The 24,085-nt window shown below is 44.0% G+C and carries 18 protein-coding genes; 3 read left to right on the top strand and 15 right to left on the bottom strand.

Annotation, left to right across the window (positions count from 1 at the left end; all coding sequences use genetic code 11):
• Positions 1-5 precede the first annotated feature (5 nt).
• The 5 genes from PYS60_RS05775 to PYS60_RS05795 form a co-directional block, all read right to left on the bottom strand.
• Positions 6-170 carry a hypothetical protein gene (locus PYS60_RS05775; RefSeq protein WP_315568394.1) on the bottom strand — a complete coding sequence of 55 codons (165 nt, stop codon included), beginning with the start codon at positions 168-170 and terminating at the stop codon, positions 6-8.
• Complete coding sequence (locus PYS60_RS05780) at positions 171-2,399, bottom strand: alpha-galactosidase (protein WP_315568395.1); 2,229 nt, start codon at positions 2,397-2,399, stop codon at positions 171-173.
• A 47-nt stretch (positions 2,400-2,446) separates the two neighbouring features.
• Positions 2,447-3,295, bottom strand: a complete 849-nt coding sequence (locus tag PYS60_RS05785) for a carbohydrate ABC transporter permease (RefSeq protein ID WP_390866524.1) — start codon at positions 3,293-3,295, stop codon at positions 2,447-2,449.
• A complete protein-coding gene (locus tag PYS60_RS05790; protein WP_315568397.1) occupies positions 3,285-3,935 on the bottom strand; it encodes a carbohydrate ABC transporter permease in 651 nt (216 codons plus the stop codon). The genes PYS60_RS05785 and PYS60_RS05790 overlap by 11 nt, the downstream gene beginning before the upstream one ends.
• 301 nt (positions 3,936-4,236) lie before the next feature.
• A complete protein-coding gene (locus PYS60_RS05795; protein WP_288798993.1) occupies positions 4,237-5,496 on the bottom strand; it encodes an ABC transporter substrate-binding protein in 1,260 nt (419 codons plus the stop codon).
• A 266-nt stretch (positions 5,497-5,762) separates the two neighbouring features.
• Between PYS60_RS05795 and PYS60_RS05800 the strand changes: the two genes are divergently transcribed.
• Entirely contained in the window at positions 5,763-6,653 is an 891-nt protein-coding gene (locus PYS60_RS05800; protein WP_315568399.1) for an AraC family transcriptional regulator, read from the top strand.
• Positions 6,654-6,774: 121 nt separating this feature from the next.
• Here PYS60_RS05800 and PYS60_RS05805 read toward each other — a convergent pair whose 3' ends face one another.
• The 5 genes from PYS60_RS05805 to PYS60_RS05825 form a co-directional block, all read right to left on the bottom strand.
• A complete protein-coding gene (locus tag PYS60_RS05805; protein ID WP_315568400.1) occupies positions 6,775-7,071 on the bottom strand; it encodes a M20/M25/M40 family metallo-hydrolase in 297 nt (98 codons plus the stop codon).
• A 233-nt stretch (positions 7,072-7,304) separates the two neighbouring features.
• A complete protein-coding gene (locus PYS60_RS05810; RefSeq protein ID WP_315568402.1) occupies positions 7,305-8,546 on the bottom strand; it encodes an SLC13 family permease in 1,242 nt (413 codons plus the stop codon).
• 46 nt (positions 8,547-8,592) lie between these two features.
• Positions 8,593-9,621 (bottom strand): uroporphyrinogen decarboxylase family protein, encoded by a 1,029-nt coding sequence (locus PYS60_RS05815; RefSeq protein ID WP_315568404.1) that lies wholly within the window; start codon positions 9,619-9,621, stop codon positions 8,593-8,595.
• A 13-nt stretch (positions 9,622-9,634) separates the two neighbouring features.
• A complete protein-coding gene (locus tag PYS60_RS05820) occupies positions 9,635-10,774 on the bottom strand; it encodes a trans-sulfuration enzyme family protein (RefSeq protein WP_315568406.1) in 1,140 nt (379 codons plus the stop codon).
• A 196-nt stretch (positions 10,775-10,970) separates the two neighbouring features.
• A complete protein-coding gene (locus tag PYS60_RS05825; RefSeq protein ID WP_315568408.1) occupies positions 10,971-11,351 on the bottom strand; it encodes a RidA family protein in 381 nt (126 codons plus the stop codon).
• 532 nt (positions 11,352-11,883) lie between these two features.
• On the opposite strand from PYS60_RS05825, the gene PYS60_RS05830 reads away from it, so the two are divergent.
• Positions 11,884-12,522 (top strand): helix-turn-helix transcriptional regulator, encoded by a 639-nt coding sequence (locus PYS60_RS05830; RefSeq protein WP_315568409.1) that lies wholly within the window; start codon positions 11,884-11,886, stop codon positions 12,520-12,522.
• Positions 12,523-12,670: 148 nt separating this feature from the next.
• On the opposite strand, the gene PYS60_RS05835 is transcribed toward PYS60_RS05830, so the two are convergent.
• The 4 genes from PYS60_RS05835 to PYS60_RS05850 form a co-directional block, all read right to left on the bottom strand.
• Entirely contained in the window at positions 12,671-18,052 is a 5,382-nt protein-coding gene (locus tag PYS60_RS05835) for an InlB B-repeat-containing protein (RefSeq protein ID WP_315568410.1), read from the bottom strand.
• 41 nt (positions 18,053-18,093) lie between these two features.
• Positions 18,094-19,695 carry a potassium/proton antiporter gene (locus PYS60_RS05840; protein ID WP_315568412.1) on the bottom strand — a complete coding sequence of 534 codons (1,602 nt, stop codon included), beginning with the start codon at positions 19,693-19,695 and terminating at the stop codon, positions 18,094-18,096.
• 18 nt (positions 19,696-19,713) lie between these two features.
• Entirely contained in the window at positions 19,714-20,901 is a 1,188-nt protein-coding gene (locus PYS60_RS05845) for an amidohydrolase (RefSeq protein ID WP_315568414.1), read from the bottom strand.
• A gap of 316 nt (positions 20,902-21,217) precedes the next feature.
• Positions 21,218-21,874, bottom strand: a complete 657-nt coding sequence (locus tag PYS60_RS05850; protein WP_315568415.1) for a hypothetical protein — start codon at positions 21,872-21,874, stop codon at positions 21,218-21,220.
• Between the two features lie 252 nt (positions 21,875-22,126).
• On the opposite strand from PYS60_RS05850, the gene PYS60_RS05855 reads away from it, so the two are divergent.
• Positions 22,127-23,218 (top strand): hypothetical protein, encoded by a 1,092-nt coding sequence (locus PYS60_RS05855; RefSeq protein ID WP_315568416.1) that lies wholly within the window; start codon positions 22,127-22,129, stop codon positions 23,216-23,218.
• Positions 23,219-23,334: 116 nt separating this feature from the next.
• On the opposite strand, the gene pyrE is transcribed toward PYS60_RS05855, so the two are convergent.
• On the bottom strand, positions 23,335-23,919 hold the full coding sequence (pyrE, locus tag PYS60_RS05860; protein WP_315568417.1) for an orotate phosphoribosyltransferase: 585 nt from the start codon (positions 23,917-23,919) through the stop codon (positions 23,335-23,337).
• Positions 23,920-24,085: the final 166 nt, after the last annotated feature.

Here is a 24,085-nt window from a genome sequence, read left to right on the forward strand (position 1 = left end):
TTTCCTCAAACGAAAAGGTGGCGAAAATTAAGAGCGAAAGCGGAGCTGAATTTTTGACATATCCCCCCTCCCCCGTAAAAAGGCAGAGCGCCGAAACGCACTGCCTCCAAGGGGAACACATATTTCAATTCGCTGTTAACGCCGAAGAATTTCAGCTTTAACAGCAGCATTCAATTAATAATCTCAGCTAACAAACAAACTGCGTCATGCTCACAAGCAGGTTGCTGCAAAACAGTGCCGGCAAGCATAAGATCCTGACCATAAAACTGTCCGAGCACTCGCTTGCCTGAAGCGATATACTCAGTAACTTGATATCTTGCCTCTTTTTTCAAGCCTTTCCATAAAACCGTTTTACTCATGGCGGATGTAGGCAATTCGAGATAAACACTGACTAATAAAGCTTGAGTGGCATCAGCTGCTGCAAATTCCCAAGCAGCCATTTGCGGTACTGTAAGGCGATAATATATACCGGTTCGAATCAGGGCCTCATGTTTTTTGTAGAAGGAAATTTGTTGCTTAATTGTTTGTTTTTCTTCTGCGTTTAATTTGCTTAAATCCAACTCATAGCCGAAGGCACCCTGCATCGCCACAAGGCCGCGAGTAAATAGCGGTGTAATACGATGATTTTGGTGATTAGGTACAGCGGATACATGGGCGGAGATAGTAGATACGGGGTAGATGCTTGCAGTACCGGCTTGAATTTTCAGGCGTTCGACAGCATCCGTGTCGTCGCTTGTCCAAATTTGCGGTTGATAGTAAAGCATGCCCAAGTCGAATCGCCCGCCACCGCCGCTGCAGCCTTCGAGTAAGAGCTTGGGGTACTTGGTCACAAGGTAATCCAGCACTCGATACACGCCTAATACATATAGGTGTGCCTGCTTACCTTGCTCTGCCGATCTCAAAGTACCGCTATACCAGTCGCAGATCGAGCGGTTCATATCCCATTTAATATATTTTATCGGTGCTTGACTTAAAATTGAATCTATACAGTTTATTAAATAATCCTGCACTTCCGGATTGGCAAAGTCTAAGACCAGTTGGCCGCGCGAAACGTTAGGTTTTCTTGCCGGTATTTGAATTGCCCATTCGGGATGTTTGCGATACAAATCGCTATCTTCATTCACCATTTCCGGTTCAATCCAAATGCCGAAATCCAGGCCGATTTTATTAATTTCTCGTACTAAATCGGCTAAATTACCGCCAAGTTTCTGTTCGTTCGTCGTCCAGTCTCCCAAACCTGCCGTGTCATCGTTTCTCTTGCCGAACCAGCCGTCATCCAAAACAAACAAATCCAAATTAAGTTCTTTGGCAATCCCGGCTAATTCTAAGAGTTTTTCTTTCGTAAAATCAAAGTAAGTTGCTTCCCAGTTGTTGATTAAAACCGGACGTTTGACCAGGGAAGAATTTGGAGGCAATAAGTTTTGCTTAATGGCTGTATGCAAATTTTGACTTACACCGTTTATACCTGAACAGCTATAAGTTAACGCTACTTCCGGCGATTGCAAACTTTCGCCGCTATTCAACGGCCAATTAAGAATTTGTTTGTCCATCCCGACGACTATTCTGGTTTGGCCGATTTGATCTTTTTCGCAATCGAAATAAAATCCGCCGCTGTATACCAGCGCTATAGCATAAGCTTCTCCTTGATTTTCCGTAGTTTCCGGCTTTTTTAATATCGCTGCAGGATTATGTTGATGACTGGAGGTTCCACGTGAACTTGTGATGCTGAAGATTCCCTGCTTAAGCGGCGTTTCCGTGATTTGCCTCTCAAGGTTATGTCGGCCGGCAAAATGAACTAAATTATAATCTCCCCGTATAAAATCCAAAGTTGCTGACGATAAATTGTTTATACTCAGCAACTGTTCCGTTCGGTTAATTACTTTGCTGCTCCGCGTGATTAAGTCGCTATCCGGATACACTGAATAATATAATTCAACATATAATTCAGAATATTTATCTTTCAATATTACTACCAGTGTTTCAACATTGTTTGCATTGCGAAAAGAAGGCAAACCGGGCAGCGTATTTTTGCCTTGATAAATCCGATGAGAATAGTAGCGCAGATCCGTTCCTCTGCTGCCGTTCGGCCATTTGATTTGCAAGCCTGTGACTCTAAAGTCTCCTGTACCTTCTTGCGGATATTCTTGCGGTAATGTATCAAAAGAATAGGCTCTGTTAGCGGCTGCATCTGCCGGATTACCTGAAAAGCTGTGATTGGAGTAATCGATTAAATAGGACAAATCTCTGCCGCTTGGTTTGGCCCCGTACCAAGTATGTAACAAGCTACCGTACTTATCTATTTTCATTTGGTAACCGGTATTTTGGGTGTATAAAGTTATTGTTCCATCTTGCGGATTATACACTATATTGCGGAATGATTGGGAATTTACTGCATTCATTTTTGCCTCCTACGCTATGCTGGGAATAATTCAACTTTATTTTGAGCTTATTTGCCACCGGTTCTGGCGATACTCGCCATGAATTTCCGCTGGAATAAGATATATACTGCGATCATCGGTATGCTGGCCAATAATGCAGCTGCCATCAAATCAGGATATTTTGTAGCAAACTGACCTTGCATTTTAGCCAGCGCAGGTGCTAACGTCAAAATATTTTTCTTGGAAGCGACAACCATCGGCCACATCAAATCCTTATAGGCAAATAAAGCTGTGAATATGGTCAGAGCAATCAATGTCGGTTTGGTCAAAGGCGCCATGACGAAAAGGAATCTTTGGCCGATGTTACAACCGTCTAAGATTGCTGCTTCTTCCAATTCTTTCGGTAAGTTGCGATAAACTTGCCTTAACAGGAAGGTGCCGAAGGCTGTAACTAATCCCGGGAAAACTAACGAAAGCATCGTGTTGTTCAGACCCAGACGGCTGACCATGGCATATTGCGGAATGACGAAGATTTGCGACGGTACCATCATTTGCAGCAAAACCAAACTGAATGCGATGTTTTTACCGCGAAATTTCAAGCGACCGAAGGCATATCCCGCCATGCTGGCAGTAACGACGGCACATATGCAACGCCAAAACATAAATAATAGTGTATTGGTGTAAAGTAAGATCCAATCGTAATTATGAAAAACATTCACAAATGCTTCTGTCTGAAATTTTTTCGGGAAAAAGACGAAAGGGTTGATCTGCGTAACTTCCGTTTGAGTCTTAAATGCCGTCAAAAACATCCACAGAAACGGCAGTATCATTACTACGCTTACTAAAATTAAGGTTATATGTAAGATGATTTTCTTGTTTTGTGAAATCAATTTGTAATTTACTTTGTTAGTCATCATAGAACACCCATTTTCTTTCAAATCCACGTTGTAATAGAGTTATAAACAAGACGATTATGAGCAATATAATTGCTATGGTTGAACCGTAACCCCAGTTACCTTCGACAAATGAGTAGCGGAAAAACAGCATAACCAAAGATTGCGTGTTATCTATTGTCGGATTGGTCATATCCATGACCATGTATATGTTATCAAAGACCTGCATGGCTGCAATTATGCGCGTCACCAGAACAAAATAGATAGTCGGTGAAATAATCGGCAAAACCACTTTGTAAAATGTCATAAACTTACTTGCACCGTCTAATTCCGCCGCCTCATAATAGTCTTTAGAAACGTCTTGTAAGGCCGCGAGGAATAAGACCATATTGTAGCCGATTGCCGACCAGATTCCGATAATAGCAACTGAAACCAGGGTAATGCGAGAATCGGTCAGCCAACTGACATTTATATGAAAAATATGATTAATCAAGCCGAATTCCGTGTTATACAGCCATTTCCACACCATGGCTACGGCTGCCGGAGCTGCCACCATCGGCAAGAAAATCACTGTACGGTAAAATCCGCGTAATTTCATTTTTTGGTTCAAAATAAAGGCTAACAGCAAGGAAATTATGATTGAAGCCGGAACTTCCAGCAGCATATAAATAAAAGTGTTTCTTATAGCTTTTAATATTATGACATCGTTAAAGGCCTTTTTATAGTTCGCTAAGCCTATAAATATATTATTAAGTCCAAAGGCGCCTGTCTTGAAAAAAGTTAAATAAATAGTTTGAAATATTGGAATTATATTCAGGATTACCAATCCGATGATTGTTGGCAATATTAACGCCCAACCCCAAACAAATTGTTCCCTAGCTTTTTTCTTAGTTAAAGTTAACATTTCCTCTGCTCCTCCTTTATAAAAAAGGAGGAAGTTACCTTAAAGGTAACTTCCATTATTATTATTTTTCTTCTGCTAAAATGCCGTTCATTTTCTCGGCGAATTGCTTACATGCATCTTCCGGGCTTAATTCCTTGTTATACATTTTTGTCATAAATTCGATTAAGCTGTTCTCCCAAACAACCGTATTCTTGGAATATGGACGGATAACTGTGTCTTTCATCATTTCTAAGTACGGTTTAATATCGAATATCTTGGCGCGTTTTACCCAATTGTCGGATGTGCCCTTGTAAGCAGACATAGTAACGCCTAAATCCGCTTGTTTCAATTGAGCTTCTTTACTACCCAAATATTCGACTAATTGCCAAGCTTCATTCGGTAACTTGGTGTTAGCGGCAATCGCCCAGCCTAAACCATTGTAAATAGATACACGTTTGTTGGTCTTAGCGTCTTTAGGTAATTTAGCAATAGCAAAGTTTTTGGCAATATACTCATTCTTTTCAAAAGCCGGTAACATCCAAGATCCTTGCAAGCTCATGGCTGCTAAGCCGTTTTGCATACAGCCTTCTTCTCTATTTTCAGTAATTATGCTTAGTGGCGGCATTACTTCTTCTACCATTTTTTGCCAGAATTTAATAGCTTCTACTGTTTCAGGTTGGCTAAATCCTGATTTTTTCTTGTCTTCGGTGATAACGGTACCATTTTTGTCGTAAATCAAATTGTAATAACCGGCTTGACAACTATCAGGCTGCATAACGAAGCCATATTTATTGTTTTTCTTGTCGGTAATTTTTTGGGCTGCCTTATACAGGTCATCCCATGTCCAATCATCTGTCGGACATGCTACACCGGCTTTTTCAAACATGGTTTTGTTGTACCACAAGGCAATTGTGTCTACATCTTTCGGTACAGCGTATTGCTTACCGTTAAGAGAATATAAGCCGGCAACATCGGCCGGATAATTTTCCATTTTCACCAACTTAGATTTGGCAATTTTATCTGTCAAGTCCATAAGCAAACCGTTTGCCATATATTTCTGCGATTCGTTGGAGTGCATCCAAAATACATCGGGCAATTGACCGCCGCTGGCGCCTGCTGAAAGTTGTGTCCAGTAATTGCGCCAGTCAACAACGGTTACTTCCGTTTTTATGCCTGTTTTAGCTGTAAAATCTTTCAAAATTTCTTGAATGCCTGGACGTTGGTTCTCATCCCAAATATTTACATTTAATGTTTTAGCTTTCCCTGTTCCGGAACAAGCGGTTATTCCTAAAGCTAATAGCAAGGACATGGAAACAGCACATAACTTTTTTAAGCACTTCATAAGGACCTCCTATGCTTAACTTGTAATCTCTTTTTTATTTTGCTCGAACAGCACATCTGATAAATTGCATAATTTTTCAAGCATTTGCACAATTACAAGCCTTGTTACACCTTGAATGTTATACTAAGTGCATAATACAGAGTATATGTAAATGTATGTTCCATATAAAAATTTGTGCTTATTCCTGTTTCTTCTGCACTTTTTCTATATTATAATAAAGTTGGAATATGGTGGATATTTAGGGAAAAAGAAGGCACTTAGAAGATATGTTAAAGCAGGAAAGTAACCGCATAACTTTTAATTATGCTCGCCAAAATTATAGCGACCTGATATTGTATAATGTCGGTAAAGAGCAATGTCGACCCGGACATAGTTTCGGACCATATATAAGATCACATTTTTTATTTCACTATGTGCACTCCGGCAACGGATTCATCCAAGTTTATTCCAAAAGCGACAAGCTTGTTTGCACGCATCCGGTTTCGGCGCACGAAGGATTTTTGATTATCCCTGATGTGCAAGTAAAATATTTCACTAATGACAATCCCTGGGAATATACTTGGATTGAATTTGACGGTACTTGTTTGCAAAAGTTGCTGCAAGGAAATTATTTTGACATGAATAATCCTGTATACGCTGATTTGTCCAACCAGAACGATGTCTATCCTTTGGAATCGTTGATGCAAGGAATAATGCAGAATGCTTCAGCCTCGTATTTCAAGTTGATCGGTTTCGCCTATTTAATTCTTGATCAGCTGACAAAAACCCAGCCTATTCACGAAGAATTGGAATTCATTACCGCTTCGCCGCAAAGGGAGTATATTAAGCGGGCGGTAGAACTTATGCGTGCTAATTATAAAAAGAACTTAACGATTGAATATGTCGCCGCTTGTCTAAGTTTGAGCAGAAGTTATTTCAGTCATCTTTTCACCGACGAAATTGGCCTTAACCCCTGCACCTACCTCAACAATTTAAGATTGGAGCGTTCCTTGGAATTTCTCAACAATCAAGATGTGCCGATCAAAAGCATCGCTAAGGAAGTCGGCTTTGACAATCCGCTTTATTTTTCGCAGGTCTTCAAAAAGAAATACGGTTTATGCCCGAGCGAATTCCGCAAGCAGTGTTTGCAAAAACAAGCTAATTACTATGACGGCTGATTTTTCGAATCAATCATTAAGCTGATAAACCAATGCAAAACTCCCCGCCAAATGGCAGGGAGTTTAGTTTTGCAGATAGTTCGGACAGCAAAAAGCCTGATAAAGTCTAATAAATTCAGCCTTAACTTAAATACTTTTTCGCATAAGTAACAAAGTATTCTACACCCAGCGGTAAAGCTTTTTCGTCCAAATTGAAATGTTCATCATGTTGGGCAAAATGTCCTGATGCCGGAGCGCATCCCAGCAACATAAAGCAACCGGGAATATGCGTCAAATATTTAGCAAAATCCTCGCCGCCCATGACACGCGGGAAATCGGTAATTAACCCCTCATGGAAAATTTCTCGTGCAACTTCCTGTCCTAATTTCGTAGGCTCTGAATGGTTTACTGTTGCCGGTGTACCGTCGTGATAATCCAAATGAGCGTTATATACAATATATCTTCTACTTTTTGGTAATTTTTATACAATTGGCACAAGATTGCTGTGTAATATATACAATTATCCATTTCCACAAGAGCACTTCCGGAGCGGGTGTTTCTGCAACTTTTCAGGCAAGAAAAAAGCTTCTCATCATTAAGATAAGAAGCTTTCAGATAAATTGGGGAGCCTATTTCCGACGGCTATACTCCGAAATTTTTTCGAGCATAATATCAGATATAGAAGAAATAGCAAAGTAAGGTTGTAGCAATTCCGAAGATTACGCACAGAGGCAACCCGCATTTAACGTAATCCTTTATGGAATAACCACCGGCTTCCATAACAATCAAGTTATTACCCGAACCGAAAGGTGAAGCAAAGGCTGCAGAGGCACAGATACTAACAATCATAGCTCCTGCCAACGGATTAATACCGGCAGCTTCACAGCACATAATGGCTATCGGCAAAACCAAAACTGTCGCAGAAGAATTCATTAAGAATTGAGTTGTTATAATTTGCAAAGCTGCAATGGCAAACAACAGTAAAAGCGGGGGCAAACTTGAAAGATACGGCGCTAAAATACCCACAATATATTTGGCCGCACCGGTCTTAACTAAAGCTGAACTCAGAGGAAAAATTCCGCCGACAAGGAATATAGTGGAAACAGGAGTTACCTTTAAGGCCTCTTTTACCGTTATACATCCGGTTAAAACAACTAAAATTGCACCGAAAACACCGGCAACAGCAATAGGAACAACGCCTGAAGCCATAGCAACGATCGTCAAAACGAAAATAGCGGCACAAATAGGCATCTTTTTATAACGTTTTTCAAATTTATCATTTTCAATAGTTATGCCATCATCCGTATTGGGCAATAATTTAGCACCCCAAAACATCATATATATAATACCGATAATTAACAAAGGAATACCGAATTTAGTATATTCAAAGAACGTAAACTCGCGTAAACCAGCCTCTTTCATAATTCCGTTAGCAACAATATGAGGAGTAGTTCCTGCCAAAGTCAATGTACCGCCTAAAGAAGCGAAAAACGAAAGAGCCAAAAGAAGCTTCGAACGTTTTATTCCGGACTTCTTAGCCATTGAGCTGACAATCGGCATCATGCAGGCTGTAGAACCGGTATCATTTAAGAATCCCGATAAACCGCCGGTAACAATACCTGTTCCCAACAATAAACCTTTTTCATTTTTTCCCAAAAGGCCAATAACTTTTGTACCTAAATAGTCTGCCAGACCGGTTTTGAAAAAAGCCTCGCCGATAATACAAAATACAACTACAAAAACTACTGTCGTATTAGAAAAATCCGCATATGCAGTTTTAGGACTGATAATACCGCATGAAGCTAAAATAGCCGGTATAGCGGCACCTGTAATAATAACAGATATAGGTTGAAAGACCAGTAAAAGTACCGTTAGTACAAATACAATGCAGGTAATAATTGCTGCAATACTCATTTTATCCTCCGAAATTTAATTATTTTTTTATTAATTCAATTGAATTTCAGCGTTCAACTGAATTCCTAAAAGCCTTAATTTCTTCATCCGTAGTTTTTACCGACAAGGAACAATCGGGACATAAAACAAAAGGACGTTTTCCCATTTTTCTTAATGTAGCTGCTGACAGCTCTGCAATTTCCTCAGCCTTATTCTGACCGAAGAGTCTTTCATCACAACCGCCTGCCGGTACAATGTTTTTTATCCATTCTGCTGAATCAGCCAATTTCGGATTACCGTCAGCCGAATCCGCCCAATGCAGGATATCAATCGGATAAGCAACAAAGCGCTCAGGATTAGCATGTATTCCGCAAGTGTGAAGCATAACTTTCATAGGTTTCATAGCTTCAATCAATTGAATGTCATATTTCTTGACATATTTTTCCCACTCAGGCAAAGTCAAATAACCATCTCTTGCTAAAGCGGCTGAACTATAGAAAATACCGTATGTTCCAATCTCTTTCAGTTTTTTCACATAGGCAATTAAAGTATCAGTAATATTCTGCATTGCAAGTGCTGTTTCTTCCGGATATCTTGTAATCGCTTCAACAATACCGCCGGTACGCGAAGTTGCTCTGTATCTACCTGACGGCAACGCTCCGAAAAACATTTCAAAAATCGCACCCGGACAGAATATAGTTTGAAAAACAGGCACATCCGGCAATGCTTTTACAGCAATACTGACACCCTCTGCCGCCTCATCTAAAACAGTAGAGTTATCAATTCGCTTAATTTTTGCCAAATCCGAACCCAATGTTTCATAATCCAACAAGTGTTCCGTACAAGGTGCAACTACATTTTTTCCATAATTATCATAGTCATATTTTTGGCCCCAAACTTCGCAAAACAGTGAAGCACGCGGCTGCAACTTTAAGAAATCCCAATCATATTTTGCTTGAAATTCCAACAACTTATCTGCCCAACGTTTCGCCCCGCTATGTTCATCTTCTGTAAAATGACGCCAAGCTGATACAGGCATTCTATCAGGAGTTTCACCTCTAAAAACTTTTTCCAATCTTTCCTTTTTAGTCAACATTTCCATCCCCTCCTTACTTTAATGCCCGGTCCAAATCGTCGATCAGGTCGGACAAGTCTTCGATGCCGCATGAGAGACGGAAGAGATTATCTGTGACGCCTTCTTTGGCGCGTTCTTCCGGGGTCAGGCAGGCGTGAGACATGGTTGCAGGATGTGACAAAATCGACTCGACGCCGCCCAGACTTACTGCCAGAATGGGGATATGCACCTTACTGACGAATTCATCACAATCATATTTTTCATCTACTACAAATGATAACACAGCTCCACCGTTTGCCGCTTGGCTCATGTGGATTGCGTGACCGACGTGGCTCTTTAAGCCGGGATAGTAGACTTTTTTCACACTCTTTTTAGTTTCGAGGAATTCGGCGATTTTCTGCGCATTATAAACGGATTTTTCCATGCGAATGCCCAGGGTTTTCATGCCGCGCAAAATCAGCCAGGCGTCTTCTACGCCTAAGATGCCGCCGAAATTTTTCTGGTACAGGTACATTTGCTCGTAAATTTTTTGGTCATTGGTGGCAACAACGCCGGCTACTACGTCGCTGTGGCCGTTAATGAATTTGGTGGCACTTTCCAAGACTACGTCTGCACCCAGTTCAAAGGGGCGTTGGTAGAGCGGCGTCATGAAGGTGTTGTCGCAGACTGTGAGTAATTTGTGCTTTTTGGCCAATTCACATACGGCTTTGATATCCGTGACCTTGAGCAAAGGGTTGGAAGGTGTTTCGATGTATATCATGCAGGTGTTCGGTTGGATGTGGGCTTCGATGTCGGCTAAGGATGACATGTCGACAAAGGAGGCTGTGATGCCGAAACGCGGGAGAATGGTGCTGACAAATTGGCAAGTGCCGCCGTAAACTTCCAACGGCAATATGATATGGCTGCCTGTTTTGGCCAGCATTAAGACGTTGGATATGGCTGCCATTCCGGATGAAAATGCTAGTGCATATTTAGATTGGAATAAGTAGGCCATGCCTTCTTCCAAGGCTTTGACGGTCGGGTTGCCGAAGCGGGTGTACATAAATTGTCTGCTTTCGTCATTCAGTTTTGTTTGGCTGAATGTCGATGTCTGGTATTTGGGGATGGATGATGCTCCCGTGTATTTATCTATTACCGGATAATTGTGTAATAAGCCGGTATTAATTCCTGTCATTTTTCTTGCCTCTATTTCTTATTTATTTACGCTTTTCGTTCCCGGCCGATTTTCCGGGGAATGTAGCGTGTTGTTGCTTTCTTGCGCCGTCTGCTGATTCTATTTATCATATAAATTGGTGGTTTTTATGCTTCTGCCATTTATACGATACAGCAAAGCTCCTGTTGTCAACTAACCATCCAAGCGGTCAGCTTCCCTATTTTTCGGCGGCGATTACCGCGATTTCCACTTTGGCGTTCTTCGGTAAGCAGGCTACCTGGTAGGCCATTCTTGCCGGATACGGTGCTTGGAAAAATTTCCCGTACACTTCGTTCATGGCACCGAAATCATTGATGTCGCTCAATAAAACTGTGGCCTGAACAACATTCTGCATTGTCATTCCCGCTTCTTTCAGGATGGCGGCGATGTTCTGCAGGCTTTGAGTCGTTTGGGCTGCGATGCTTGGCGGCATGGTACCCGTTTGAGCGTCGATCGGTAATTGGCCGGAAACATAAACCGTGTTTCCTACTTGTGTTGCTTGCGAATAAGGTCCGATTGCTGCCGGCGCCTTGTCCGAGCTTAATACGTTAATACTCATTAATTCCTCCATATTTTTTATGATGCTAAGCACTGTCTTTTAAATCAGTCACTCAGGTAATCGGGGAGTAAGTTTTTTGGATTAGCTATGCTCTTTACTTTCGTGTTTTCTACTAATTTCTAAGATCGAGTGCTCAGCGGTGATAAAATAATTATCATCTAATAAAAATATTATCACTGTCTTTGTTCATTGTAAACAGGCATTCGGCATATATTCGAGCAAATTTGTGCAGCTTGCACAATTTTATTGTTAATTGCAACAAAGGGGGGTGTTGCGCGCATAGCGTGCTTACGGTGCTAATACAAATATAGTTTATTTTGTCTGAAGATAATATAATAGAAGATGTCGCGCGGCTCGGATGCGGCTCGTGCGCGGCTCGCAAGAACTGTGCACAGCTATCATGCGATTTGCGTGCTGCGGACCGCGTGCTGCTTGCGGACGGCTTGTTTGCATCTTGCGCCGCGATTTGCGACGGCGGCCGGACTTTAATAACTTGCCGGCGGCCGGACTTTAAGAATATGAGGTAGATATAATGACCGATCAGGAACTTTTGGATTGCTATGCGGGATTTTTGCCCTTTTTATCGAAAGTAATGGGCGAGGGTGTGGAAATTGCGCTGCATGATGCAAGGCGTATGCAACAGTCTTTGATTGCAATTGAGAACAGTTTGTCCGGTCGTAAAGTGGGCGATCCGATTACCGATTTGGCCCTTAACTTTTATGAGCGTTTCAACAAGACGGATAAACCTTTTATTCTTGATTATATCGGTAGAGACCATAATAATATTTTCCTCGATTCGACTTATTTTATTCGCAACGATGCCGGCGAGATTATCGGCTTTTTGTGTATCAATAAAGATATGAAAGCGCAAAAAAAGTTGGAGCAGGCGCTTAACAGTTTGCTGACGGCTTTTAATTTGAAGCAGCCGGAACTGAGTTTGTACGAGGAGAGTTTGAAAAGTCAGGTTGACCGTTTGTTGGTGGAACGGGTTGATCAGGCTGTGCAAAAGTATCAAAAGGGCAAGGAACAGCTGGATACGAGTGATAAGGTTGCGATTTTGAAGGAGCTGAAAGAGGCCGGTCTTTTGGATATGAAAAATGCGGTTAACGAGGTGGCGGAGTTGTTGCATGTGTCACCGCCGACAGTTTATCGTTATTTGAAGCAGTGTTGAGTACGGCAGCATGAGCGACGCCGACTGCGGCGCCATTTGCGGCATAAAAAAACGGATGTTCCGATTGGGGCATCCGTTTTTCATTTCATGTAGCTACAAGTTCAAGCGATTGCTTGGCTAACTTGAGTTTCCCTCTACGCTTGCTATCTCAGTTGAAGCGTTTTCTGATATAGCTCAGAACTAAGAGTATCAGGCTGTATGCGCCGGCAAAGTTGCTTGCTCCGGTTGCTGCGCCGGCAGTTTCACCGGTCTTGGCGACAACCCAATGATGGATTTCTTCCTGCGGTTCGACGACGATGCCGGGTTTGCCAAGCGGCGGAACGTATTCTTTGTTGATGATCTCAAAGCCGTCTTTGGCGTTGCCTTGGTAAGTTACGGTGTAGGTTTTGTTGCGGAATTTAACCATGCCGTAATTTTCTCCTGCTTCTTTGACGCCGTATTCATACGGTTTGTCGCCGCGTTTGTAAGCCAGACGTACTTTTTTGAACTTGCTTTGCCAGTTTTGGGCGGCGCTGACGGCTGTTCTATACGGCATCGCTTCGTCATTCAAGGTCAGATAGGCCTGTATTTCGTTGCGGTTGCGTCTGATTTCAGCCTCAGGGTCTGTTTCTGCCGGTTGGTTCGGGTCGTCCGGGTCTGCCGGATTTGCCGGGTCAGCTTGGTCGGCCGGATTCGCCGGATTTGCCGGGTCTGCAGGGTTCGCCGGATCAGCCGGGTTTGCCGGTGTGCCTTGGTTTCCGGGGTCAGCCGGGTTTGCCGGCTTGTTCGGGTTGTCCTGTGTTCCACCTGTTGCAGGGTTCGCAGGATCCGCAGGCTTGTTCGGGTCAGCCGGATTAGCAGGCTTCGCAGGGTCGGTTTTTCCCTGTTTGCCGGGCTTGTTCAAGTCGCCCTCGAATTTCATCTCCACCGGTTTGCCGTCACGGTCCAGCCAGACCTTATGCACTTTAATTTCGCCGAAGGGGACCTGCGTGTTGACGACCGTGTAACCTTTGGTCATATCGCCGTCATATTCCACACTGTACAAAACCTTATTGAGTTCGATAATCTCGTCCTTGACGCCTTTCTCTTGGACCGTGTAATTGAACTCGTTCTTTGCTTCCTCTTCGCCCTGCAAAAACTTACCTTGTTTTTTGAGGCTGTCATATTCGCCCTTAGTGCCCTTCCACTTGGACGGGGAGCGTAAGAGCTCGATAAAGGTGTCAGTCCATTTATTGTCCGGTGTCAATTCCAAATGATTCACGGTTATTGTGTCCTCCGGCTCGTACAGTTCGCCGTCCCGATAAAGCTCCACTTCCGTTTTTGCCAGTTTATCCGGAGTTGTTAATGGTTTAGGTGCAGCCGGGTTTGCCGGGTTTGCCGGAGTTGCCGGGTTGGCCGGATTTGCCGGCGTGTTGCCGTTGCCGGTCGACGTACCCGCGCCATTACCGCCCGGAGTACTTGTCGCACTGCCGTTGCCGTTCGGTGTGCCGTTGCCGGTCGGGGTGCCTGTCGCACCGCCTGTTGCCCCGGCATTTGCTCCTGTAGCGTTACCGTCTGCGGCACCGCCGTTCTCGGCCTCTTGCTCCTGCTTCTTCTTTGCCTCTTCTTCCGCCTTTTTCTGCAGCTCCAACTGCGTATCGTAAGGAACGCCGGTCAGAAGATTCAGGCCGTCTTGATTGCGCCAGATTTTCTCAACCTTGATTTTGCGCACGGGGACAATTTCCGGCAGCGGAATATTCTCATCTTTGAAGCCGTCAACCACATCGACAATGTACTTGCGCCGATTATCTTCCTTAGAATACGGATAATCATCGTTGAAACGCTCATCTTCCGTCAGCTTCACCACCACTCTATGGTAGCCCTTAGGCGTAGCGGCACTTTCACTTTGGCGGCGAATAACCCGATAATCATCATAACGATAATTAATGTGTTTTTTGCCCGTATTGTTAATGCCGATGAAGCGATCATATTTATCCAAGTTGAAATGCACGTTCAGCTGGGCCTGACTTGTCAGCTTATAGCCGTTTATATGCACATAGTTATGCACGTCGTAGTCACGGTTTTCGTTCACAATCTTCTCCGGATTGTAAATTGCATACTCCTGTCCGTCTTCATCCTGACTGAGGTGGTCGGCATAATAAACTCTGTGCCTGAAGGGGCGATAATAGAAATTGAAAACATTCGCACCCTCGCCCGGCTTATCAGAAGCTTTCGGCTTAACGACTTTGAGCGTCTGGAAGTACTTGTTCTTACCCGGATCTTTCAATTCGGCCAGGAACTTTTTGTCCGTCCGCAAAATATAATTTTCGTCCTGAGAAGCCACGGCGGCGACGTAAGAGCCTTCACGCCCGACTTTCCGGTGATTCTTTTTAACCTCGATTTCTTTACCCATTTTGTCGAAGTAATGGTGCAAGTACCAAATGTCGTAAAAGTTATTGGAGAGCCAGATTGCCCGCAAGGTTGATTTTTCGAAAACCTGGTTACCGAAAGCGTAGAGTTCCGGCACGGTATACTTTTTCACAAAAGTTTTGTCTTCATCACCGTTGGCATCGTAGCGCACATGCTCCCAACCTAAGAAGGTGTATCCGTCTCTTTGCGGGACGAAATTCGGGTCTTTGATGGTCGTGCCGTCGGGAACTTTGAAAATTTGTTTGTCGGTCGGCGCAGCGTGCGGTAATTTCTGCACGGATAAGCAGATATCATCCTTCTGACATTCATACAGGCTGTTAGGGTCAATTTCCTGCAAAGTACCGCCGTTAGGGTCAAATGTCATTTCCCAGATATGCGGATCACGCCAGATGGCATAGATATACATATCATAGTCGATCATTTTTTCGTTACTGTCTTTGACCATCTTGACGCCTTTGGTGTCATATGCCCAACCGAAGAATTCGTAATTATTCGGGATTCCTGCCGGTCTTTGGGGTTTGTACTTGTGGTCCAAATCCAAAGCGGCTAACGGCTGATCATAGTAAACCTCAACACTTTGAGAAAAGGCGTTATCATTATATTTGGCAGGATCGGAACACATCTTCAAAGAATGCTTATTGCGCAAATAATGCATCTTCAAAATTCCGTTCTCGTCATATTCCGTTTCCTTACATCCCAGAAAGTGAATCTTGAACTCCGCGTTAGGCGGCAATTCAGGAACAACATCAGGATCATCCGGATCACCCTTAAGCTCATCCAGATCACCCTCATCAAGCTTATCCAATTTTAATGTTTCTTCAGACGAGACGATCGTAAAGCCCTGCAGCTCCGGCGGTGTATAATTATAATCCTCGCTGAAAGTGTCCGATTTTACATAATACATATCCAGATCCGACACAAAGTCATCCTTATTATCGTTACCGGCAACAGCATCAGCAAGTGACTGTTTGTAGAAAACCATATGAACCGGTCCCACTTTACCGCTCTGATTAGAAACATCAAGACCGAAACTGATTGTATATTCATCATATTGTTCGTTGACACCGGGAACAGAACTGTGCCGCAGGAACTCAGCGGTTTTCGGACCGATAAATTTCTTCGTCAGACGATAATGCGGCATATCACGATATTCTCTCTCGCCTGTCTTCATATTGATCGTCCAGCCTAGGGACATATAGTCATCCCATTTACCGTCTGTATCATGTTCCCAGTTCGTCAATTCGCTGTCCAACGGCCACAAGCTCCGTAAAAACTGTCCGAAACGGGCCTTGACTTTGTAGCGTTTGTTGACGCAGTCATATTCCACGCCGTTTTTCCTGAAAGTCGGCTGTATTGTTTCTTCGCCGTTCAAAGTGTAACGCTGCTCGAAGACCAAGGTATATTCCCGGCGGTTATAAATGACGTTGTAGACCGTGTTGCCGGAAGAGTCGATAGTTTTCACTTCCTGCGCTTGGTTCAGATTGGCAACTTTGAACATGTCTTCGCTCAGGTAGTAATAACGTTTGAACTTGTCCTTGTCCTGTAAATCTTCCGGATCAATTCCCGGGAATTGAATCTGTCCTCTTTCATTATCGAAGTTGCGATAGAGCGGGACAGTGCCGACAAGACCGCCTTTGATCAATTTAGCACCGGCATACAGGTAATTATCCTGCCATTTAGCGGGATTCGGATCGTGGTCGGGTTTTTCGATCCAAAATTGCAAGGTGTAATCGGCCTTGGTTGCTTCCTGCCATTCAGCGGTGAAAGTAATTTTCTTGGCCGGCATGGCATTGGCATATTCCACCTTGGTCAAATCGGGAATCAAGTCGCCTGCGGTGTAAAGCTTCTTCGGTTGGCCGCTTGCCTGATCAACTTTGATTTTCCCCGATTCGTCCAGTTCGTAAATATCGCTGTCGCAGCGCCAGCCTTTAAGTGTGGAACCTTTTTTCTCCGGATTTTTAGCGATGGGCGGGATTGTCTGGCCGAAATACAAACGCCGAGCCGGTACACCGCTACCGCCGACAGAGTCGTAGACCACGTCGAAAGCGGCACGTTTGTAACGGACTTCAACGAAGAAATCGGTCGTGTTTTCCGGTACGGTTACTTTTAATTCGACATTTTCGGGGGCAAAGCCGATGCGCTGATCTTCCGGCAAATAAGGCACTGTAATTTCGGCGCCTATATTGCCTTCGGTATAAGTAGTTTTCGTATCATCTTCCAGGAACTTTTCTTTATCGTTCAAGCTTTGGAAAGTATGTTTGATTTTGACTTTCTGTTTGCCTGAAGTGTAGATGAAGTCCTCTGTTTTGTTGTTCTTTGCTTTGATGAAGTTGTAGTCCATCTGCAAATCTTCCTGCGGTTTTTTGTAACCTTGCAGGTCCGGGAAGACGAAGCGATAGCTTACGGGCGGATTGGAATCGTGTTCTCCGACAGTTATTCGGTAAGGTTGATAGAACGGCTGGATTTTATCCAAGCGGTAAGCTTTGAAGTTCATGGTATAGGAATATGTCGGACCTACAGGCGGTTCTTCCAGCTGTTTGTTCGCTTCTTCTACAGTTTCAGGATCGTCACCGGGGATTATGCGGGCATTTTTGGGCAAGTGACGGTTAAGGTAGACTTCCGGTGCTTCTTTTTCGGTGTTGATTTCTTCTTCGTCCTCTTCTTTGCCCTGATCGTCATTGTCCTGCGGTTGGCCCGGGTTTTGGCCCGGCTCGCCCGGAGTTTGACCCGGCTGCCCCGGAGTTTGGCCCGGTTGACCCGGGGTTTGTCCAGGCTGTCCGGGATTTGGAGCCGGTTGGCCCGGAGTTTGGCCCGGCTGACCCGGGGTTTGTCCAGGCTGTCCGGGATTTGGAGCCGGTTGGCCCGGAGTTTGGCCCGGCTGTCCGGGATTTTGGTTAGGCGTTTGCGCGGCATTTTGCCCGGCAGCAGGACTTGCACTTCTATCCTCAGAAGCAGGCTGCACTCGGCCGCCTTGCATGCCGTCAGCATGTAAGCTTGCAGTGATACTGTCATCCTGCAATTGCAACTTGGGCTTGACGGTCGAATTTTCCTCCGCCAGCAATCTATTAAAAGGCAAATAGGTCGTTGCAACCATTGCGATCGCCACAACCAAAGCCTGCCATCTCAAACTGTTCTTAACCATATCCTTATATATCCTTCCAGTATCTTCATATTATATAACATCTACATCGCCGTGTTCTTAATCAAAATGTCATCTTCCTGTATTACTGTATCGCCGCGCGGAATTAAAACCTTTCGGCCGCGTTTGACCAACATAATCAAAGCCGTGGCGCTCGCCGTCTCATTAATCTCCCGCAAAGATTTACCGACAAAATCATGCCCTTTACCGACATTAATTTCACTCAAAGAAATCCCCTTAATCGGAGTCGCCTCCAAAGCAGCTAAAATCAACTTGTCACCGCTATGTAACATTGTTTGCCCGTTAGGCACCGAAATATCGCCGTCTCTCTCCAAATAAACTAAAAGCGTTTGCGGCGGCAGAACCAACTCTGCCACTTTTTTCCCGGCCCACTTATGTTGCGGCGGAATGCGGAACTTAATAAATTCAACAGGCAACTCCTCCGAATAATCTGTAAAAGTTTTCATGACATCAGCTTTCTCGTCCAACATCCGGCAATACTTGGCGACTTGGGGCAAAAATGCGCCCTGCAAAGTCAAAGACAGCAGCACGATAAAGAAGGTCAGATGAAAAATTTCCTGGCCCATAGCTCCCGCCGTCATCACCATAATAGCGAAAACAACCGACGTAGCGCCGCGCAAGCCGGCACAGGAAAGAAGAATAATTTGCCCTAATTTCGGGCGGAACGGGAGAAGCAGCAGACTCAAAGCCGCCGGTCGCACCACTAAAGTCAACAGCAGCATAATTGCCAAAGCGTCGACGGCAACGGCCGCCAATTTCGGGAAAGAGGCCAAAAAGCCCAGCAGGAAGAAAAGCGTAACTTGCGCTAAGCCGGTAAAGCCGTTCCAGAAAGTAACCAAATCTTTTTTCACAATTAACGGATTGTTGCCCAGAGCCAAGCCGCACAAGTAAGTGCACAAAAAGCCGTTACCGCCGAAAGTTGTCGGCAACGCGTAACTGAGCAACGCCACACCCACAGTCAAAATCAAACGGCCGGCATCGCTATCGGGCGCCATTTTACGCAACAAAAAAGTCGATAAGCGACTGCAGATAAAGGCAACGGCCGCCGCGACAAATAACTGCAAAACAATAATTTTAATCAAGCCGAGCGGGGAAAATCCCTCTTTATCCAACAACAAAATAATTAAAGTCAGCATGTACGCCGTCGGGTCGTTACTGCCGCTTTCCACCTCCAGCAGCGAAGCTGTATTGTAGCGCAAATTCAGGCGGCGCGAACGTAAAATGGAAAAGACCGAAGCGGCATCGGTCGAAGCGATAACCGCGCCCATCAATGCTGCCTGCATAAAGTGCCAATGAAATAGGTAATAGCACAAAGCCGCCAGAAAAACTGCCGTCAATATAACGCCGGCACTTGCCAACAGTACCGCTTGCGCCAAAATCGGCCGGCAACGCTTGGCATTCGTGCCGAAGCCGCCGTAAAACATAATAAAAATTAAAGCTAAAGTGCTGATATTGCCGACCAGTTCATAATCGGCCGTCTGATTGCCGAATTGCGTCCCCTGTCCAACTGCCAGACCCAGCAAAATAAAGCCCAACAGTACCGGCATGCCGATCCGAACAAAGAGCTTCTGTAAAAGGACACTGGCGACAAGTAAAGCCGCAACAATCAGAATTAAAAGGTTCAAAACATTCCCCGTTCTAAATTATTTTTGCTGCAAATATTCCCAAGCAACACTGCCGACAGCCAATGCGGCAACTTGTAACGATTTTTCATTTAGCCTGAACTTCGGATGATGGTGCGGATACACTTCACCTTCCGACATTGCGCCGATATAGAAGAAACAAGCGGGTCTTTTGGCTGCAAAATATGCGAAATCCTCCGACGGATTCAAAACGCCGCAATCCTCTATTCCCGTAATCTCCGGTATCAGATCCTGTTCCGCCTGCAAAATACGAACAACTTCGCCGGTGACATTCTTATCATTGACAAGCACCGGATAATCTGTCACATAATCAACTTTAATCGTACAACCATACGCTTCTTCCAGCCCGTGACAAATACGTTTGACCTGCTCTTCAATCAATTGACAGGTATAATCCGACATGGAACGCACATCGCCTTCCAGCGTTACCTGATCTTTAATTATGTTGAATTGACCTTTGCCGTCAAAAGAGCCGACAGTTAATACTGCCGATTGTTTGGACGCTACGCGCCGGGAAATAATACTTTGCAAATTAACTACCAATTCACTGGCAATTAAAATAGCGTCGTTCGCCTCTTCCGGCAAGGAAGCATGGCCGCCTTTGCCGATAACTTGAATGGTGAATTTGGAACGGGCATGCTGGACAGCTCCCGCATGATAGAAAACTTTACCGCAAGGCATGGTGCTCATGAAGTGGCAACCCATAACCGTATCCACACCGTCAAGTACTCCTTCGGCAATCATCCCTTTGGCCCCTCCGGGAGCCATTTCTTCCGCCGGTTGGTGAATAATTAAAACTTTGCCGTTGAAACTGTCTTTCACTCGCGCCAGGCAGGCAGCCACAGTCATCAAATAAGCTGTATGGGCATCATGTCCGCAGGCGTGCATGACGCCTTGATTGACAGAGGCAAAAGGTAGGCCTGTATCTTCCTGTATCGGCAGAGCGTCAAAATCGGCCCGTAAGGCCAAAGTTCTGCCCGGTTTGCCGGAATCAATTAAAACGGTCAGACCGTAATTGTTACGGCAGTGCTGTACCGGCAAGCCCAAATTTTCGTAAAAGCGGGTGATGTATGCCGCCGTTTCTTTTTCTTTGAATGAAAGTTCAGGATGAGCGTGTAAATAGCGGCGTCTGCTGACAGTCGCCTCCTGCTCGTTCCGTAATAGCTGCAATAAATAATCCTTATTCATTAAAACTCCGTTCAATATGCTTTAAGCCTCAAATTATGCCGTAAGCTTCAATGTAGATGCAATTATTTTCGTTCGTCGGTCAGCCGTTTCGCAGCTGAGCAGTTCGCTTTTTTTGCGCTTCCTTGATTTCGCTACTTCGCCGGCAAGCTATAAAAATCCAATTGTATTACGCGATTATAACACATGATTATTTCCCAACTTTTACGCCGGACTATCTAATGTGTAAAGTTATCGTTGTAGCGCCCAAACTTAGGGCTCTATCGAGTCAATTTCTTCGGCCGGCTGTCTGCCGAAAGCGAAGTAACACCGGAAATTTTCAAGTTGCAGAGGCCAATTTGATGCGGCCGGTTTGACAGCAGTAACCGAAAATTGTGCCTAATAATAAGATTATTAAAAAAGCTGCCAAGTATGGCAAAGGCATATCATGTGAATAACCGGCGACAAAAACAACAGCTTTTTTCAGGCTTAAGCGCATAAATAAAGAATAGAAAACAATAAAAATTCCCAGTGTACCGCAACAGGAAGTCATAAGATGCAGCAACAATTGCGGTCGACTGTAAAACACATAAGCGCCAATTAAAGCCAATAACATCAACGGTATGTAAAACGGTACGAAATATACCGGAAAATCCGTCGGCCAAAATCTTCGCAAAAGCAAAAAGGGATAAAAAGCCGTAATTGCGCCTGCTAAAGCATAAGACAAGCGTTTGGCCAATGTACAAAATAATGTAACAAGGATAACTTCCAGCAGAAGGGCGGCGGTCACCAACGAGACATATTTATAGAAAGGCGTGACACCGCTGAGGATAACAGTCATTTGTGCAATTTTCGTCCCCCCGTGCAGACCGATAAGGAAGAGAAACGGGTGTTTAATTTTTTCGCCTGTCAACAATAAAAGTAAAGATGCCGTGAATAAAGCAGCTAAGCCGATGTAGTTGATTAGATTGCTGCTGAAATTAAATGTCGCTGTCATAAGCTTTCCTCCTGCATTTTGCGTCAGCCGTCTTGTAAATAATGATATCATTGTAACTTATGTTTCACAACATATCAACAGCTCTCCCAAATTCCGGCTTGTGCACCTTACTTTACAAGTTGATGTTTTCAGCTTACTAAAATTTATACAGCTAAAAGATAACTAGTTGACAATTACTGCAAGTTTTTATACAATAAATAAAACTTTATTAAGGAGGCTCTCTATGAAAAAGAGACTTTAAGGGAGAACGGAATGCCTAAAATTGAAAAAGCTAAAACAAAGTTAATAATACTAAACGTCCTCTTTATTTTAAGCTGTGCAATTTCTATTCTTGCTTACCGTTACCTGACAAACGTTAATTTATCCGCTCCGAGTTTAAAGCCTAAGCCGGCTTATTATTTGATGAGTTCAAGCATGCTTAATAAAGGTGCTCAACTTTCGCTCATAAGTCGCACAAATGATTTAATCAGCAAAGAAAGGCTGAACTTACAGGATATAAGCAAAGTTGCTTTAACTTCCGGGCGGATTTTGTTTGCCGGCGAGCGGGCAAATAACTTTTTGGAAATTACAGAAAAAGGGCAAAAACAATTCCATCTACTTGATAATCCCGCTTACAGCGGCGTAACAGCCATTTGTTACGGCAAGGACCAATTGATTTCCGTAATGAACGGTAATATGACAAAAGAAGGATATCAAAGCCTTTTGGTTGTTCAAGATTTAGCGGGTAATTTACTTTTCCAAAAGGTAATTCCGCTATTTGCCCAAAAAGCAGTTGTCAACGGGGGAAAAGCATATATTGTCGGGGCTGCCGTTAAAAATGACGGTAATTTTGCCTGCGCCTTAACCGTTGTAGATTTGCAAGCGAAAACGGCTACTACTTACGAGACTGAAGCTGAGCATAAATATAAAGACGTCATAGCCTGTGCCGGAAAGTTATATTGTTTAAGCGGAGATAGGAACGCTATTCATAAAGAAATTCACATTTATGATTCCGAAACATTGAAATTAAACGAAAAAATCTATTTACCGGAAGAAGCTGATACCCTTTTTGAATTCAATGAAAAACTACATCTTTTAATCGGCAACAAAATACAGCCTCTATCTGCTGCCGGCAAGTTGGAAAAAGAACTGTATACATTGCAACCGAACGGTCATTTCGTGCAAGCACATAAACAGGGTGAACATTTATATATACTTTACAAGCAATCGGAGGCCGGAAGTGAAAGTCGAACAATTAAAGTTCAAATTGTTGATTTGCACCTGCGCTACGGCTCCAAAGTCGTGACGGATTACACCTTGGATAATCAGCCGGGGCAATTATTGGTTTTTGCGCCGACACTGTAGTCGACACGGTAAAATTTTCCCGGCAAAAAAATCATCCCGCCTCCTCTCCTTAGCACCGTACTTAGCGATGTAAATTAAGAATAGCGGGATACTTTTTTCACAAGTAACAAACGTACTTAAACTAAAGGCATTTTGCGGCTGCCGGGTTTCACTAACTGCAATTTTCCCTCGGCGCACAAAGGACACTCGCTCGCATCGTAAGCTTGAACTTGTAGACTGATAGCCGGATACAACTTATACGGCGCTTGCAACTTGCCGTTGGTTCTATCAACAATAGAGGCAATACCGACAATTTCCGCTCCCTGTTCTTTTAAGACAGCGATACTCTCCAAAGATGATTTGCCTGTGGTGACAACATCTTCTACAATCAGCACTTTCTCGCCCTTATGTACTTGGAAGCCCCGGCGCAAAGTCATAATATTGTTCTCCCGCTCGGTGAACATAGCGCGCACATCCAAGGCTCTTGCCAGCTCGTAAGCGACAATTATACCGCCCATCGCAGGTCCGACAACACAATCAACCTGCACATTGTCCGCCTGTAACTTACCCTTGATTATTTGGCAGATTGCGGCAATGCGCTCCGGGTACATGCAGACTTTGGCGCACTGAATATAACGATTACTGTGCTTGCCGGAAGACAGTAAAAAATGCCCCTCCAGTAAGCTCTCACTTTTTTTCAACAACTCCAATACTTGTTCCATAATTCCTGCCACTCAAAATGTGTTGAAATATACTCAACCACATCGAGAAATTGAAGTCCTTGCGGATACTTCTTACTGCTTCAACGTGTATGCTTTGGCGATTGTAAACAATGCGCTACTCACAAGTTCTTGTACACTCCACAGTCGTAAATTCCTGCGATAGCCC

It is taken from the genome of Amygdalobacter indicium (genome assembly GCF_029101545.1).
In the GTDB taxonomy this organism is placed as follows: Bacteria; Bacillota; Clostridia; order Saccharofermentanales; family Fastidiosipilaceae; genus Amygdalobacter; species Amygdalobacter indicium.

Coding starts and splice junctions, on each gene's coding strand:
- PYS60_RS05780 (WP_315568395.1), bottom strand. CDS start 2,399: ATGAATGCAGTAAATTCCCAATCATTCCGCAATATAGTGTATAATCCG.
- PYS60_RS05830 (WP_315568409.1), top strand. CDS start 11,884: ATGACCGATCAGGAACTTTTGGATTGCTATGCGGGATTTTTGCCCTTT.
- PYS60_RS05850 (WP_315568415.1), bottom strand. CDS start 21,874: ATGACAGCGACATTTAATTTCAGCAGCAATCTAATCAACTACATCGGC.
- PYS60_RS05775 (WP_315568394.1), bottom strand. CDS start 170: ATGCTGCTGTTAAAGCTGAAATTCTTCGGCGTTAACAGCGAATTGAAA.
- PYS60_RS05815 (WP_315568404.1), bottom strand. CDS start 9,621: ATGTTGACTAAAAAGGAAAGATTGGAAAAAGTTTTTAGAGGTGAAACT.
- PYS60_RS05855 (WP_315568416.1), top strand. CDS start 22,127: ATGCCTAAAATTGAAAAAGCTAAAACAAAGTTAATAATACTAAACGTC.
- PYS60_RS05790 (WP_315568397.1), bottom strand. CDS start 3,935: ATGCTGCTGGAAGTTCCGGCTTCAATCATAATTTCCTTGCTGTTAGCC.
- PYS60_RS05820 (WP_315568406.1), bottom strand. CDS start 10,774: ATGACAGGAATTAATACCGGCTTATTACACAATTATCCGGTAATAGAT.
- PYS60_RS05800 (WP_315568399.1), top strand. CDS start 5,763: ATGTTAAAGCAGGAAAGTAACCGCATAACTTTTAATTATGCTCGCCAA.
- PYS60_RS05795 (WP_288798993.1), bottom strand. CDS start 5,496: ATGAAGTGCTTAAAAAAGTTATGTGCTGTTTCCATGTCCTTGCTATTA.
- PYS60_RS05835 (WP_315568410.1), bottom strand. CDS start 18,052: ATGGTTAAGAACAGTTTGAGATGGCAGGCTTTGGTTGTGGCGATCGCA.
- PYS60_RS05825 (WP_315568408.1), bottom strand. CDS start 11,351: ATGAGTATTAACGTATTAAGCTCGGACAAGGCGCCGGCAGCAATCGGA.
- PYS60_RS05785 (WP_390866524.1), bottom strand. CDS start 3,295: ATGATGACTAACAAAGTAAATTACAAATTGATTTCACAAAACAAGAAA.
- PYS60_RS05810 (WP_315568402.1), bottom strand. CDS start 8,546: ATGAGTATTGCAGCAATTATTACCTGCATTGTATTTGTACTAACGGTA.
- PYS60_RS05845 (WP_315568414.1), bottom strand. CDS start 20,901: ATGAATAAGGATTATTTATTGCAGCTATTACGGAACGAGCAGGAGGCG.
- pyrE (WP_315568417.1), bottom strand. CDS start 23,919: ATGGAACAAGTATTGGAGTTGTTGAAAAAAAGTGAGAGCTTACTGGAG.